Below are 14537 nucleotides of genomic sequence, written 5' to 3'. Positions count from 1 at the left end.
TCAGTCGGGGTCGATGGCCGCCACGACGCCGTCGATCATGAGGCGGGACTCCTCCGGGACGTTGCGCTTCACCACCGCCAGGGCGATCTGGCCCAGCTCGTGGTGGTGCACCGCCGTGCCGACGAAGCCGACCGTCCGCCCGTCGAGGGTCAGCGGCGTGCCCGCCGCCGGTGGCTGATCGGTGGTCACCCCGTCCAGGTGCAGCAGGACCAGGCGACGCGGCGGACGGCCCAGGTTGTGCACCCGGGCCACCGTCTCCTGGCCCCGGTAGCACCCCTTGTCCAGGTGGACCGCCGGGCTGATCAGATCCACCTCCGCCGGGATGGTCCGGTGGTCGGTGTCCACCCCGACCCGCGGCCGTCGGGCGGCCACCCGGATCGCCTCGTACGCCCACAGCCCCACCGGCGGCACCCCGGCGCCGCGCAACTCCGCGACCACCTGGTCCATGGTGTCCCGGGGCACCAGCAGGTCCACGCCGCGCGGCACCCGGCGGGCCCAGCCGCCGGCGGGCAGCGGCGCTACCGCGTACCGCACGGTGGGCCGCGGCGGCACCTCGCCGTGCCGGAACTTCGGACCCGGCACCGCGACCGCGTCGGGCGCCGCGAGCCCGGTGACACCGAGCGTCTCCAGCGCGCCGGTCGCCTCCGGGCCGACCAGCGAGAGCAGGGCGTGGTCGGGGGTCACGTCGCGCGGCTCCACCTTGCTGAAGAACCGCATCTTCTCCAGGTAGCCCAGCAGCCCACCGGTCGCGCCCGGCTCGGTGTCCAGCCAGGTGGTGACGCCGTCCTCGGCCACCATCGCGTGCTGCTCGATGTGCCCGTGCGGGGAGAGCACCAGCAGCTCCGTCCCCTCACCGGCGACCAGGTCTGCCAGGTGCTGGGTGGTGAGCGTGTGCAGCCAACTGGCCCGCTCCTCCCCCGGCACCGCGACCACACCCCGGTGGGACCGGTCCACCAGGCCCACCGCACGCTCCAGGACACGCTGTTCCCGCATCGGGTCGCCGTAGTGGGCGGCGACCCCACGCACCCCGGCTGCGGCGTGCGCCGGCTCCGGCTGGTCCCGGCTGGCCTCGTCGATGCTCTCGACGGCCACCGCGCCCGCGATGTCGATCATTCCTGGTCCCCGTTCTCGCAACTCCCACAGACGCCGAAGAGCGACACGTGCCCGATGTCGACCCGGAAGCCCCGCTGGGCGGCCAGCTCGTCGGCGAGCGGCCGGAACAGCTCCGGATCCACCTCGTCGACCGCGCCGCACTGCCGGCAGACCAGGTGGACGTGCTGGTGCTCACCGGCCGCGTGGTAGGTCGGCGAGCCGTGCGACAGGTGGGTGTGGGTCACCAGGCCGAGCCGCTCCAGCAGCTCCAGCGTCCGGTAGATGGTGGTGATGTTCACGCCCGCGGCGACCTCACGGACCGCCGTGTGCACCTGCTCGGGCGTGGCGTGTCCGAGATCCAACACCGCCTGGAGGACGAGCTGCCGCTGCGCCGTCAGCCGCAGGCCACGGGAGCGGAGCATTTCGGCGAGGGAGGATTCGGACACCGTCCGATCATAGTTCGTCGTCGCGGCGCTCCCGGGGGACCGCGAGCGACGCTAGGCTCGGCGCTCGTGGTGACATCGAGGATCGCCGTGCTCGGCCGCGGCACCGTGCCCGCCGGTGAGCCGGTGCTGCGCGGCGACGACCTGGGCGTCCTGCGGGGTGACGGGCTCTTCGAGACCATGCACCTGCGCGACGGGCAGCCGTGGCTGCGCGACGAGCACCTGGCCCGGCTGGCCCGCTCCGCCGACGCGATCGAGCTGGAGCTCCCGCCCCGGGCGGTGCTGGTCGGGCTGCTCGACGCCGTCCGGGCCGGCTGGCCGGCCGAGGTCGAGGGCGCGCTGCGGCTGGTCTGCACCCGGGGGCCCGAGGACGGCGGCCCACCGACCGTCTACGCCACCCTCGCCGAGGTCCCCGCCGTGTCCCGGCGGGCCCGGGCGACCGGGATCACCGTCGCGACCCTGCCGCTCGGCGTGCCGGCCGATTCGCGGATCGCGCTGGAGTGGCTGCCGACCGGAGTCAAGTCCACGTCGTACGCGGTCAGCACGGCCGCCCGCCGCTGGGCGCGGCGCGCCGGTGTCGACGACGTGCTCTGGGTCTCCTCCGACGGGTACGCGCTGGAAGGGCCCACCGCGAACATCGTGTGGGTCGTCGGCGGCACCCTCTGCACGGTGCCCGCCGCCCACACCGGCATCCTGCCCGGCACCACGGCGGCCTGGCTGCTCGCGCACGCCGCCGACGTGGGCCTCGACGCGGCGGAACGGATGGTCAGCCCGGCCGAGCTGCACGACGCGGACGGGGTCTGGCTCAGCTCGTCCATCCGTGGGCTCGCCGAGATCACCGCCCTCGACGGCCGGACCCGGACCCGCAGCCCGCACACTGCGCCACTGCAGAAGCTCGCCGGTTTCCCCGTCGCCGACCAGCCGGACCCGGCGCCCGACGCCGGGTGACCCGGGGGTGGGTGGCGATGCCCGCCACCCACCCGGGGATGTCAGCCGCCGACGCGGAGGAGCCGCGCGGACAGGTGCGGGTGCAGGCCCTGCCCCACCGCGGCCATCTCCTGCGCGTACAGCAAAGCGCCCTCAACGATGCCGAAGAGCCGGTGCCCGCCGGTGACCTCCTTGGCCGTTGACGTCCGCACCACCGCGTCGGTCGCCAACTCGACCTGGGTGCCGTTGCGCCGGCCGAGGTAGAGCTCCATCACCCCGGTCGGCGTGCTGAGCAGCACCTCCAACTCGCCGGTGGCCCGCTCACCGTCCAGCACCGGACGCCACCAGCCGACCTCCCGGCCGGCCGGGCGCACCGGGCGGCTCTGCTCGTCCAGGATCCACGCCCGGGACTCGTAGAACAGGAACGGCCGCCCGTCGTGGCTGATCCGGATCTCCTGCGCGAAGTCGAAGTCCTCGATCGTCGGGTAGCCACCCCGCCCACGCCCGCGCCACACCCCGACGTAGGGCAGGAGACCGTCCAGCGTGGGATGCAGCTTCGGGCCGACACGCAGGTCGTGGCTCTCCTCGTAGGGGTACGCGTCCACCGGCGGCGCGTTCAGCCACGGGGGTGGTGCCAGCGGGTTGTCGTCGCTCACGGGACCACCTTCGTTCGCGACTGCGGGGCTCGCAGACCCGGCTCACTCCTCGCGCTCACCGGACCACCTTCGTTCGCGACTGCGGGGCTCGCAAACCCGGCTCACTCCTCGCGCTCACCAGTTTCCTCTCGAAATGCGGACGGCCACGTACACCAGGCCACCGGCGAGCGCGCCCAGGCCGGCGACCAACAGGCTGACAAACCCGATCTCGGTGACCATCCTGGCCATCCTATGCTGGCGGCATGGCCCGCTCTCTCGTCGTCAAGGCCACCGCCGGCGCGGACGCCCCGGAGCGGTGCGCCCAGGCGTTCACCGTGGCCGCGACGGCCGTCGCGGCCGGTGTGGACGTCTCGCTGTGGCTGACCGGGGAATCCACCTGGTTCGCCCTGCCCGGCCGCGCCCAGGAGTTCGAGTTGCCGCACTCGGCTCCGCTGGCCGAACTGCTGCACGTCGTGCTCACCAGCGGCACCGTCACCGCCTGCACCCAGTGCGCGGCCCGGCGCGAGATCGGCCCGGACGACGTGCTGCCCGGGGTACGGATCGCCGGGGCGGCGGTCTTCGTCGAGGAGGCGATGGCCGAGGGCGCGCAGGCCCTGGTCTACTGATCGCCGCGCCACCCCGGGGCCCTTTGACCCGATCCGGGTGAGTGCCGATACCGACCCGACATGCCGGGTTGCTGCCTACGATTCGGGTGTGGGCGAGGCGACCGAGCGGTTCTTCGAATCGCTGCCGGCGCGCGCCCCCGAGGTTCTGCGCGGGCTGGTCAGCGGCACCCTCCAGATCGACCTCGACACGGGCGAGCAGACCGACCACTGGTTGGTGCGGATGCGCCCCGGAGCGGTCGAGGTGAGCCGCAACCGGGGCCCGGCCGACGCCATCTGGTACAGCAGCGAGGACCTCTTCGACCGGTTGGTGAGCGGCCGGGCGCAGGGGGTCGCCGCGGTGCTGCGCAACGAGAGCACCTTCAGCGGGAACGTCGTCCTGTTCCTCGCGTTCCGGAGGTTCTTCCCCGATCCGCCGGGCACCCGGGACCCGCGTGAGGTGGCCCGGCGGCAGACCGGGCGGTCGACGTGAAGGACCTGGTCAGCATCCTGGACGGCAACACCTTCCTGGTGACCGACCAGCGCGGCGACATCGAGCCGTCGTACGACTTCCCCACCGGCCTCTTCTCCTTCGACACCCGCTTCCTCTCCACCTGGATCCTGACCGTCGACGGGAGCCGGCTGCAGACGCTCTCCATCGACGACGAGGAGAGCTACCGCACCCGTTACTTCCTTGCCCCCGGCGAGCCGACCCACTACCTCGACGCGAAGGTGTCGGTGATCCGCAGCCGCGCGATCGGCGGGAGCTTCGACGAGGAGGTCACCGTCCTCAACCACTCGCGTGAGCCGGTCGACTTCACCCTGCGGCTCGACATCGGCAGCGACTTCGCCGACCTCTTCGAGATCAAGAACGTGCGGCAGAAGAAGGGCCGGACGACCGCCACGGTGAGCAGCCGGGAGCTGCGACTCACGTACCGCCGGGACGCCTTCCACCGGGAGGCCCAGATCACCACCAGCGAACCGGCCGACGTCGACGTGTCGGGCATGACCTTCCAGGTACGCGTCGACGGGCACGGCGAGTGGACCACCCGGTTGCACGTGGCGACGGTCGTCTACGGCGCCCGGGGCGAGGACATCCGCAGCACCCTGCCCTACGGCGGCAGCCGAAGCGCGGACACGATCCACGCCGAGCAGAACGAGCTGATCGAGCGTGCGCCGAAACTCGGCTGCGACTGCCAGCCGCTGGGCGGGGCGTACCGGCGCAGCCTGAACGACCTGGCGGCCCTGCGCTACGAGTCGATCGCGCTCGGGGTGCGGCTGCTCGCCGCCGGGCTGCCCTGGTTCATGACGCTGTTCGGGCGGGACAGCATCTTCACGTCGCTCCAGGTCCTGCCGTTCCTGCCGGAGCTGATCCCGCCGACCATCCAGATCCTCGGCGGCCTCCAGGGCACCCGGGTTGACGACTTCCGGGACGAGGAGCCGGGGAAGATCCTCCACGAGCTGCGGTACGGCGAGATGGCCGGCTTCGAGGAGCAGCCGCACTCGCCGTACTACGGTTCGGCCGACGCCACCCCACTCTTCGTCATCCTGCTCGACGAGTACGAGCGGTGGACCGGGGACAGCCAACTGGTGCGGCTGCTCGAATCCCAGGTGAGGGGCGCGCTGGACTGGATCGACACGTACGGCGACCTGCTCGGCACCGGCTACATCTGGTACCAGACCCGCAACCCGGAGACCGGGCTGGCGAACCACTGCTGGAAGGACTCCTGGGACGGCATCTCCTTCGCCGACGGGCGGCTGCCCGGCTTCCCCCGCGCCACCTGCGAGCTTCAGGGGTACGCGTACGACGCGAAGATCCGTGGGGCACGGCTGGCCCGGACGTTCTGGAACGACCCGGCGTACGCCGACCGGCTCGAACGGGAGGCCGCCGAGCTGAAGCACCGGTTCAACCGCGACTTCTGGATCCCGGAGAAGGAGTACTACGCGCTCGCCCTGGACGCGGAGGGGCGGCAGGTGGACGCGCTCACCTCGAACATCGGCCACCTGTTGTGGAGCGGCATCGTCGAGGAGTCCCGGGCCGGCCGGATCGTCGAGCACCTGCTCGGCCCGCGGCTCTTCTCCGGCTGGGGCGTGCGTACGCTCGCCGACGACCAGGGGCGCTACAACCCCATCGGCTACCACGTCGGAACGGTCTGGCCGTTCGACAACTCGATCATCTCCTGGGGTCTGTGGCGCTACGGCTACCGGGAGGAGGCCGGGCGGATCTGCGAAGGAATCCTGGCCGCGTCCGAGTTCTTCGGCGGGCGGCTACCGGAGGCGTTCGCCGGGTACGAGCGCGACCTCACCGACTACCCGGTGCGCTATCCGACGGCGTGCAGCCCACAGGCCTGGTCGACCGGCACGCCGCTGCTGTTGCTGCGGGTCATGCTCGGCCTGGAGCCGCAGAGCGAGCACCTGATCATCGACCCGGCCGTTCCGGAGGGCATGGGTCGCATCGAACTGCTCGACATCCCGGGCCGGTGGGGCACGGTGGACGCCCTCGGCCGCAGCCGCAACCACACGCACCTGCACCAGTGACCCGACGGGTCAGGCGCACGGTGCGGTGGCGCTCACCCGGGGGGACCCTGCGGCCGTCGTGGCCAGGACGATGAGCGGGCCGACGCGGTAGGCGTACGTGTCGACGGTGTCCAGGGCGGGCCCGCCGGCGGCGAGCGGACCGAGAGCGGCGGCCAGGCCGGTCGAGGTGGTGAGCCCGTCGACACGGGCGGTCCGGGCGACGCCGCCGCCGGGGCAGGGCGCGCTGACCAGTTGCGGAGCCGCCTGCGCCGGCTGGCCGAGGGCACGCAGGGCGTCGGCGAGGGCGACGGCCTCGGCCCCCGCGGGCCCGGTGGCCGGCGGGTAGCCGTCGCCGAGCGGTCGGCAGCCGGTGCGGACGGTCAACCGGATCCGACCCTCGCCGGCGGGCCGCCCGTCGACGGCGACGAACTCGCCGGCGTCGGCGCGCAGCCGGAGCCCGTCCGGTGTCAGCCGCACCCCGGCCCGCCACGCCGCCGGCAGCCGCTCGGCGATCCGGTCCAGCAGCTCCCGTTCACCGCCCTGGGGGACGGTCACCTCGACGCCCCGGGTGAGGGCGGCCCCGTCGGCGAACGGGGTGACCCGGCAACCCCGGTCGAGTTGGGGCGGGGTCAGCTCCACCAACGCGGTCGGGCCGGCAGCCGCGGCCAGCTCGCCGGTGGCCCGGTCCGCCACCGGTCCGGCCTCGGCGAGACTGCGCTGCTCGCGGACGGTCGGCGGGTCGTCGCGCACCGAGAGCCAGGTCAGCAGCGCGAGCAGCAGCGCCCACGCCACGGTCGCGACGAGCAGCCAACGCCGCCGGGCCCGCGCGGGCGCGGGCGCGTGGGGACCGCTCGGTGGGGCGTACCCCGCCTGGACTGCACCGCTCACCCGGTCATGGTGTCACGCGGCGTCCGCGCCCCCGGCGGCGCGTGGGGCAAGTGGGGATCAACCGGCGCTCGACGGCGGTGGCGGGTCCAGCCGGTATCCGACGCCACGCACCGTGTGCACCCGCGGGCCGCCCGGCAGGGGCTGCAGCTTGTGCCGCAGTCGCTTGACCGCCGAGTGCAGCACCGCCGCGTCGCCCAGGTAGTCGCCGCCCCACACGGCGCCGAACAGCCGTTCGTAGGTCCACACCGAGATCGGCGGGCTGATCAGCCGGGCGAGGAGCTCGCGCTCGGTGCGGGTCAGGGTCAGCGGCTCGCCCCGCCAGGTGACGAGATGGCCGACCCGGTCGACGAGCAGGTCGCCCCAGCCGACCGGCCCGTCGGGCGGATCGTCGGGGGCGCCGGCGCACTCGTCGGCCCGCGCGAGGGGCGTCGGCTCCCGCGGTGACGCGGTGGCCACCTGCGGCGCGAACAGCACGGCGCGCAGTTCGGTGAGATCGGCACAGCTCACCACCGGCGCCACCCCGTCGAGGCGACGCACCACCCGTTCCCGCACCGCGACGTCCGCGCTCACGCAGACGACGATGGGGACGCCTTCTCCGGACACACTGCCTCCCACGGCGGTCGCTGACGTGAGAAGCTCCCACCCATCCGCAGAGACGAACGCCGATGGGGCTCGGGCACCAGCCTAGCGGCATACATCGACTTTCGTCACCGCTTCCGAGCGATTCGGCGAGTCGACGCGAGCGGCGGCGTGCCCCGGACGCGGCGGGCCGGCCGGGCAGACGACCGGGGCCGGCCACCCGTGCGGGTGACCGGCCCCGGTCGATCAGAGCGTGGGTCAGGAGGCGACGGTGACGCCCACCTCGTTGATGCCCCGCCCGGCGGTGACGGCGGCGTCGCCGTTGCCGTGCCGGGAGAGGGCACGCAGGGTCCAGGTGCCCGGCGCCGCGAAGAACCGGAACTGTCCGGCGGCCGAGGTCACCACCTCGGCGGTGAACTCACCGGTGGAGTCGAGCAGCCGGACGTACGCGCCCGACACGGCTTCGCCCTCGGCAGAGGTGACGACGCCGGTGATGACGGTCTCCTTCTCCAGGTCCAGGCTCGCCGGCAACGGAGCGGCCTGGTCCGGAGCGGCGCAGCTGGCGGCGGTGGAAGCGGCGGTCATGACTCAGGCCTCCCCCGGCTCGTCGCCGAGCGCGACCGGCACGCCGACCAGCGAACCGTACTCGGTCCAGGAGCCGTCGTAGTTCTTCACATTGCGGTGGCCGAGCAGCTCCTGGAGCACGAACCAGGTGTGCGAGGAGCGCTCACCGATCCGGCAGTAGGCGATGGTCTCCCGGCTGTCGTCCAGCCCCGCGTCGGCGTAGATCTTGCGCAGCTCGTCGTCGGACTTGAAGGTGCCGTCCTCGTTGGCCGCCTTCGACCACGGCACGCTGATCGCCGTGGGCACGTGCCCGCCCCGCTGCGCCTGCTCCTGCGGCAGGTGCGCGGGGGCGAGCAGCCGACCGGCGTACTCGTCGGGCGAGCGTACGTCGACGAGGTTCTTGGTGCCGATGGCGGCGACCACCTCGTCCCGGAAGGCGCGGATGGAGGTGTCCGGCTCCTGCGCCACGTACCGGGTGGCCGGGCGGTCCACCGCGTCCTTGACCAGCGGACGGGCGTCGAGCTCCCACTTCTTGCGGCCGCCGTCGAGCAGCTTGACGTCCCGGTGGCCGTACAGCTTGAAGTACCAGTACGCGTAGGCGGCGAACCAGTTGTTGTTGCCGCCGTAGAGGATGACGGTGTCGTCGTTGGCGATGCCCCGCTCCGACAGGAGCGCCTCGAACTGGCTCCGGTTGACGAAGTCCCGGCGCACCGGGTCCTGCAGGTCGGTCTTCCAGTCCAGCTTGACGGCGCCGGCGATGTGGCCGGTGTCGTAGGCCGAGGTGTCCTCGTCGACCTCGACGAAGACGACGCCCGTGGCGTCGAGGTTCTTCTCGGCCCAGTCGGCCGAGACGAGTGCGGTGTCGCGACTCATCAGATCACTCCCTGGTGAGGATGGACGGTGAGCCAGCGCGCGGAGATCGAGATGTGGAAGTTGTCGCACCACGCGCGGGTCCCATGCGAAGGACGGATCACGGGTTCGTGCGACGGCGCCGCTGCCGGGCGATTGGGGGAAGCACCGGAGGGTGGATGGACCCTCCGCGCCAGTGGTCGCGTCAGGCGACCGAGGACAGCCCCGCCGTCAGATGACGGGGCGACACAGGCAGGTGGCCACGCGGCACAGGTCGACCGCGCGCCGTTTGGTGAGGTGAGTCCCCATGGGGACGCAGCCTATCAGTCACCGCCGGTGGCGCTACCGGGACGACCAGCATCCGGGACACCGGGCCGCCGCGCCACCGCACGGCCGCCGGCGCTCAGCCGGCGGCGTTGAGCGGTACGTCCTTCGCGTCCGCGGTGACCGTCAGCCCCTCGGGCTGCGGCCGGACCTCGCGGAGGGCGAGCTGGAACGGCAGGTCGGGCAGGGGCACGTCGACCGAGATGCCGCGGGCGTAGTTGTTGAGCAGGGTGCGCGCCAGCGGCAGGTTCGGCAGCCCCTCGGCGTTGAGGTCGTTGAACCGCAGGCTGACCTTGCCCTGCTCGCCGACGGTCACGTCGGCGGTGCCGGTGACGGTGAGCTGCTGGCCGAGGATGTCGACCGGGGCGGTGACGGCGAGCTTGCCGCCCTGCTCGCTGAGCTTGAGCCCGGGCCGGTCCAGCAGGGCGGCCAGGCTGTCGTAGCTGATGGTGGCGGTGCCGTTCACGGTGTCGGCGACCACCTCGCCCTGCCCGGAGCGGAGGGTGTCCAGCGAGGCGTGTACGTCGCGGGCGTCCACATCGAGCGTCGGCAGGCTGATCGCGTCACCCTGGACCGAGCCGCGCACCTCGCGCAGCACGATGGAGATGCGCTCGTAGCGGCCGTCCAGGACCTGGGTCAGGAACGGGAACCCGCCCACCTCGACCTCCGGCGGGGCGGACTGCGCCTGCTGCTTGGCGACCTCCTGCCGGACCTGGTCGGCGATGGCCCGCTCGGCCACGCCGACCGCGACCCGGTCGGCGACGACCAGCAGGCCGGCCAGGACCAGGAGCAGGACGACGAGCACCACGAGCGCCCGGCGCCCCCGTCGCCGGGGACGTTCCTCGTACGCCGGTTGGACCTGGGCCACGCCGCCTCCTGATCTCCGCTGGCCGCGCCGGGCGGCTCGTCACTGCCGGTGCCGCCGAGCGGCGCACCGTTGGTACCCGACCGGACTCGGGCTCAACCGTACGGTCAGAGGACGAACATGCACATCGCGTAGGCCGCCGGCGCGGCCAGGGCGAAGCCGCCGAGCGGGCCCTGCATGTGCCGGGCGACCCACATCGTCGGCGGCTCGCCGGCCATCAGTCGACCCGCCTCCGCGTACCCCACGGCGAGGTCGGCCAGGACAGCGGCGACCGCCGCGACCAGGCCGATGATCGCGGCCCGGGTCGGGGTGAACGGCGTGACGAGGTAGCTGCCGAGCACGGCGCTGACCAGCGTGCCGACCATCGCGCCGCCGACCACGCCGGCCGCACCCCGGGGCACCTGCGGTGCGAGTCGGGGCCAGGCCGCGACGGCGTCGACCAGCCGGGCAACGGTGAGCGCGACGCCGCTGGCGGTCAGGCAGACGGTGATGGCCTGGGTGCCGGCGGGGATCCGGCTCAGCACGATCAGCGTGCCGAACGCGACCACGCCCACCACGATCAGCAGGGTGGTGCCCAGCGAGTCGGTGACCCGCACCCGGTCGACGCGGCGGACCAGCTGACCGAGCACACCGAGCACGAAACCGCCCGCCGCGACGTAGCCCAGCGGCGCCAGGCCGGCGATCTCGGACTGGACCGCGGCGGTGTCGGCCACCGCGGCCGCGCCGACGCTCAGCAACGCCACCACCAGCATCGCGGGCGGTCGCATGGCCATCGTCCAGGCGAGCACGAAGAGCAGTTGGACACCAAAGATGATCACCGCGAAGGGCAGCCGGTGCCCCGGCCCGGAGGTCTGCGCGCCGAGCACCAGGCCGACCCCGAGCAGGGCGGCGAAGCCGGCGACGGCGACCGAGAGCGACCGGCGTACCTCGACCGGCGGCACGATCTCCTCGTCCGGCTCGTCGGCCGCGGCGTCGTCCGGCCGGCGGGCCGGCTCACCGCCGCGCCGCGCCCGTCGAGGGCCGCTGCGCTCGCGACGTTCGCCGTCGTCGACGCCCGGGCCGCTGCGCGGCGCCGGCGGCTGGCCGTAGGGTTGCCCCGGGGGAGGGCCGTCGGACCACGAGTCCCGGCCGGTCTCGGGCGAGGTGGAGGGAAACACGCCCCGATCGTGCCAGATCGGGCCCGTGGCGCGGAGGCCACGGGTTTCGACAACGTTAAAAACTGCGCCGCGATCGAGGGCAAAGCGAACAAACGGGAAATGCGCCGGGGGCGTCGCGCGGACGATCCGTTACGCTCAACGCGTTACCCGCCCGTCAGCGACGCCGGGACCCACGTTAGTTCTCAGCGCACCCCGCCCTGGAGTGCCGCTGGTCGCGCGCGGCCATGAGGCCGCCGGGACGGAGGTGATCGTGGAGATCCTGCTGCTGGTGAGCGCGCGCGCAGGTGAACCGTCCGTGGTGCTACCGGCACTCGACCTGCTGCCGCACTCGGTCCGCACCGCGCCGCGCGACGTCCGCACCCTGGTCGCCGGTCCGAGCCCGGACGCGGTCCTGGTCGACGCCCGGTCCGAGCTGAGTGAGGCCCGGGCGACCTGCCGGATGCTGCACGCGACCGGTCTGGGCGTGCCGCTCGTCGCGGTGGTCACCGAGGCGGGCCTGATCGCCCTCAACGCCGACTGGGGCGTCGACGACGTGATCCTGGCCTCGGCCGGCCCGGCCGAGGTGGAGGCGCGGCTGCGCCTCGCCGTGGGCCGGATCAACAACGCGGTCACGGGCGCCGGTGGCTCGATCCGGGCCGGCGAGCTGACCATCGACCCCGACACCTACGCCGCGAAGCTCAAGGGTCGGCCGCTGGACCTGACCTACAAGGAGTTCGAGCTGCTGAAGTTCCTGGCCCAGCACCCGGGCCGGGTCTTCACCCGCGACCAGCTGCTGCGCGAGGTCTGGGGTTACGACTACTTCGGCGGCACCCGCACGGTCGACGTCCACGTCCGTCGGCTGCGGGCCAAGCTCGGCTCGGAGTACGAGTCGATGATCGGCACCGTGCGCCAGGTGGGCTACAAGTTCGTGGTGCCGCCGTCGCGTTCGCTGGCCGAGTCGGAGCCCGCGCCGCTGCCGGTCTGATCCAGCACTGTTTCCTATATGCCCTTTTTGCGCAACTCGTCGGTTCTATTCTGACTGCCGGGTCTGCTGCGGAAGGGGTACGGGATGGCCACGGGGGGCGGGACGGCCGACTGGCTCGGCCGGATACGGACGCTGACCCGACCGGGGTCGACGGGCCGGGCGGTCGTGATCGTCACCGTCGTGGTGGTCGCGCTGCTCGGCTCCGCGTACGCCCTGGGCCGCAGCCTGGTCCCGGACCAGTCACCGCGTCGCCACGCCACCGGCACGACCGCTGACCTGAGCGCCTCCCCGCACTACGCCGACCAGCCACCGTCCGCCACCACCTCGTCGTCCGCTGACCAGAGCGGCGGGCCGACCGAGTCGGGGCAGGACGGCAGCGGCCGGGATGCTGGCGGGGACAACCTCTACGGCGCGCACACCACCACGGGCAACGGGAAGGTGGCGCTCACCTTCGACGACGGGCCGGACCCGCAGTACACCCCCCAGGTCCTGGCCGCGCTGCGGGAGTACGGCGTACGGGCGACGTTCTGCCTGGTCGGCGAGAACGCCCAGAACCATCCCGACCTGGTCCGGGCGATCGTCGACGACGGGCACACCATCTGCAACCACAGCTGGAACCACGACGTGACCCTCGGCTCCCGGTCGACGGACGCGATCCGGCAGGACCTGCTGCGCACCAACGCCGCGATCCGGGCGGCGGTGCCCGACGCGCCGATCGTCTGGTACCGCCAGCCGGGCGGCGCGTGGACGTACCCCGTGGTCTCCGTGGCGCACTCGCTGGGCATGACCCCGGTGCACTGGACGGTGGACCCGGCCGACTGGGAGGCGCCGGGGGCGAGCCGGATCACCACCTCGGTGCTCAGCGCGGTGGAACCGGGCTCGGTGGTGCTGCTGCACGACGCGGGCGGAAACCGGCAGGGCACCGTGGACGCGCTGCACCGGATCCTGTCCGACCTGACCTCCCGCTTCGAACTGGAGGCGCTGCCGACCGACCCCACCTGATCCGCCGGCCCACGCCGGGGCGGCGAGCGCAGCCGGGGCGGCGGTCCACGCCGGGCCGTGGGAGAGCCGGGGCGGCGGGACACCCCGCGCCGCGCCGACACCGCCCGCTACGGTGATCGGATGAGCAGCGCTGAGCCCACGCTCGACCAGGTGACCCGGGCCGACCGACTGTCCCCCTCCGCCGTCGCCGACGTGCTGGCCCTGGCCCGGACCGCCGGCGACACCGACGGTGCGGATCCGCTCGACGAGCACAGCCTGCTCCAACTGCGCGACCCGGACGCCCCGGCCGTACACCTGACCGCGCGCGCCGACGACGGCACCCTGACCGGCTACGCGCACCTCGACACCAGCGACCCGGCCGCGACCGGGGTGGAGCTGGTGGTGCACCCGGCGTACCGGCGGCGGGGCACCGGACGCGCCCTCGCGCGGGGCGTACTGGCCTCGGCCACCGGCCCGCTGCGCGCCTGGGCGCACGGCGACCACCCGTCCGCCGCCGCGCTCGCCGTCGACCTCGGCTTCGCCCGGGCCCGCGTGCTCTGGCAGCTGCGCCGTTCGCTGACCGCGCCGGTGGCCGAACCCCAGCTGCCCGACGGCGTGACGCTGCGCGCCTTCCAGCCCGGCGTGGACGACGACGCCTGGCTGGCCCTCAACGCCCGGGCCTTCGCCGAGCACCCCGAGCAGGGCCGGTGGAGCGCCGACGACCTGCGCGTACGCCTCGCCGAGCCGTGGTTCGACCCGGCCGGTTTCCTGCTCGCCGTCGAGGAGTCCACCGGTCGACTGCTCGGCTTCCACTGGACCAAGGTGCACGAGCGGCCGGGGTCGGCCCGCATCGGCGAGGTCTACGTGCTGGGGGTCGACCCGACCACCCACCGCGGTGGGCTGGGCCGGGCGCTCACCAACGCCGGGCTCGCCCACCTGCGCGACCGGCGTGGGCTGGACCGGGTGATGCTCTACGTCGACGAGTCGAACACCCCGGCGGTGGCTCTCTACGAGCGGCTCGGCTTCCTGCGCTGGTCGGCGCACGTCAACTACCAGCTCGGCTGAGCCGCACCGACCGGGCTTCGCGGCCGGCCCCGGGTTGATCGACATCAGGTGGCCCCGTGGCGGGGTCGTCGGGGACACCGCCACG

18 protein-coding genes are annotated in these 14537 nt (G+C 73.4%); 7 read left to right on the top strand and 11 right to left on the bottom strand.

The annotated features are described in order from the left end of the window. Entirely contained in the window at positions 1-1113 is a 1113-nt protein-coding gene (locus tag ACIBTV_RS01610; RefSeq protein WP_396701266.1) for a YgfZ/GcvT domain-containing protein, read from the bottom strand. Beyond that, on the bottom strand, positions 1110-1538 hold the full coding sequence (locus ACIBTV_RS01605; RefSeq protein ID WP_396701264.1) for a Fur family transcriptional regulator: 429 nt from the start codon (positions 1536-1538) through the stop codon (positions 1110-1112). Before ACIBTV_RS01605 ends, ACIBTV_RS01610 begins: the two co-directional genes overlap by 4 nt. Before the next feature lie 66 nt (positions 1539-1604). Here ACIBTV_RS01605 and ACIBTV_RS01600 point away from each other — a divergent pair, with 66 nt between their 5' ends. Continuing rightward, positions 1605-2483, top strand: a complete 879-nt coding sequence (locus ACIBTV_RS01600; RefSeq protein ID WP_396701262.1) for an aminotransferase class IV — start codon at positions 1605-1607, stop codon at positions 2481-2483. Positions 2484-2524: 41 nt separating this feature from the next. Here ACIBTV_RS01600 and ACIBTV_RS01595 read toward each other — a convergent pair whose 3' ends face one another. Both ACIBTV_RS01595 and mtfM read right to left on the bottom strand, forming a co-directional pair. Continuing rightward, complete coding sequence (locus ACIBTV_RS01595) at positions 2525-3118, bottom strand: FABP family protein (protein ID WP_396701260.1); 594 nt, start codon at positions 3116-3118, stop codon at positions 2525-2527. 114 nt (positions 3119-3232) lie between these two features. Further along, a complete protein-coding gene (gene mtfM / locus ACIBTV_RS01590) occupies positions 3233-3337 on the bottom strand; it encodes a small membrane protein MtfM (protein ID WP_269456547.1) in 105 nt (34 codons plus the stop codon). 23 nt (positions 3338-3360) lie between these two features. Here mtfM and ACIBTV_RS01585 point away from each other — a divergent pair, with 23 nt between their 5' ends. The 3 genes from ACIBTV_RS01585 (at position 3361) to ACIBTV_RS01575 (ending at position 6237) form a co-directional block, all read left to right on the top strand. After that, positions 3361-3723 (top strand): DsrE family protein, encoded by a 363-nt coding sequence (locus ACIBTV_RS01585; RefSeq protein WP_396701258.1) that lies wholly within the window; start codon positions 3361-3363, stop codon positions 3721-3723. A gap of 88 nt (positions 3724-3811) precedes the next feature. Beyond that, the gene (locus ACIBTV_RS01580; RefSeq protein WP_396701257.1) at positions 3812-4192 is read left to right on the top strand and encodes an SCP2 sterol-binding domain-containing protein; all 381 of its coding nucleotides are present in this window, start codon (positions 3812-3814) and stop codon (positions 4190-4192) included. Then, positions 4189-6237: a glycogen debranching N-terminal domain-containing protein gene (locus ACIBTV_RS01575; protein ID WP_396701255.1), complete on the top strand. Its 2049-nt coding sequence runs from the start codon at positions 4189-4191 to the stop codon at positions 6235-6237. The genes ACIBTV_RS01580 and ACIBTV_RS01575 overlap by 4 nt, the downstream gene beginning before the upstream one ends. A 9-nt stretch (positions 6238-6246) precedes the next feature. Here the strand turns inward: ACIBTV_RS01575 and ACIBTV_RS01570 are convergent, their stop codons facing one another. From ACIBTV_RS01570 to ACIBTV_RS01540, 7 genes are all read right to left on the bottom strand, one after another. Further along, a complete protein-coding gene (locus tag ACIBTV_RS01570; protein WP_396701253.1) occupies positions 6247-7104 on the bottom strand; it encodes a hypothetical protein in 858 nt (285 codons plus the stop codon). Between the two features lie 57 nt (positions 7105-7161). Further along, a complete protein-coding gene (locus tag ACIBTV_RS01565) occupies positions 7162-7707 on the bottom strand; it encodes a winged helix-turn-helix domain-containing protein (protein WP_396701251.1) in 546 nt (181 codons plus the stop codon). A gap of 234 nt (positions 7708-7941) precedes the next feature. Then, positions 7942-8268, bottom strand: coding sequence for a DUF1416 domain-containing protein (locus ACIBTV_RS01560; protein ID WP_091594599.1), 327 nt, complete (start codon positions 8266-8268; stop codon positions 7942-7944). 3 nt (positions 8269-8271) lie between these two features. After that, positions 8272-9120: a sulfurtransferase gene (locus ACIBTV_RS01555; RefSeq protein WP_396701249.1), complete on the bottom strand. Its 849-nt coding sequence runs from the start codon at positions 9118-9120 to the stop codon at positions 8272-8274. Positions 9121-9327: 207 nt separating this feature from the next. Then, on the bottom strand, positions 9328-9405 hold the full coding sequence (locus ACIBTV_RS01550) for an Ms5788A family Cys-rich leader peptide (RefSeq protein ID WP_310503780.1): 78 nt from the start codon (positions 9403-9405) through the stop codon (positions 9328-9330). Between the two features lie 94 nt (positions 9406-9499). Next, positions 9500-10288, bottom strand: coding sequence for a DUF2993 domain-containing protein (locus ACIBTV_RS01545; protein WP_396701247.1), 789 nt, complete (start codon positions 10286-10288; stop codon positions 9500-9502). Positions 10289-10392: 104 nt separating this feature from the next. Continuing rightward, positions 10393-11442 (bottom strand): hypothetical protein, encoded by a 1050-nt coding sequence (locus tag ACIBTV_RS01540; RefSeq protein ID WP_396701245.1) that lies wholly within the window; start codon positions 11440-11442, stop codon positions 10393-10395. Positions 11443-11686: 244 nt separating this feature from the next. On the opposite strand from ACIBTV_RS01540, the gene ACIBTV_RS01535 reads away from it, so the two are divergent. From ACIBTV_RS01535 to mshD, 3 genes are all read left to right on the top strand, one after another. Continuing rightward, positions 11687-12406 (top strand): winged-helix domain-containing protein, encoded by a 720-nt coding sequence (locus ACIBTV_RS01535; protein ID WP_396702026.1) that lies wholly within the window; start codon positions 11687-11689, stop codon positions 12404-12406. Between the two features lie 84 nt (positions 12407-12490). Further along, the gene (locus tag ACIBTV_RS01530) at positions 12491-13408 is read left to right on the top strand and encodes a polysaccharide deacetylase family protein (protein WP_396701243.1); all 918 of its coding nucleotides are present in this window, start codon (positions 12491-12493) and stop codon (positions 13406-13408) included. A 120-nt stretch (positions 13409-13528) separates the two neighbouring features. Next, the gene (gene mshD, locus ACIBTV_RS01525; RefSeq protein WP_396701241.1) at positions 13529-14452 is read left to right on the top strand and encodes a mycothiol synthase; all 924 of its coding nucleotides are present in this window, start codon (positions 13529-13531) and stop codon (positions 14450-14452) included. The last annotated feature ends 85 nt before the right edge of the window (positions 14453-14537 follow it).

The sequence above is a fragment of the Micromonospora sp. NPDC049366 genome, assembly GCF_044466625.1.
Classification (GTDB): domain Bacteria; phylum Actinomycetota; class Actinomycetes; order Mycobacteriales; family Micromonosporaceae; genus Micromonospora.
The sequence above is the reverse complement of the archived record's forward strand: the minus strand, read 5'-3'. Positions and strand labels throughout refer to the sequence as shown.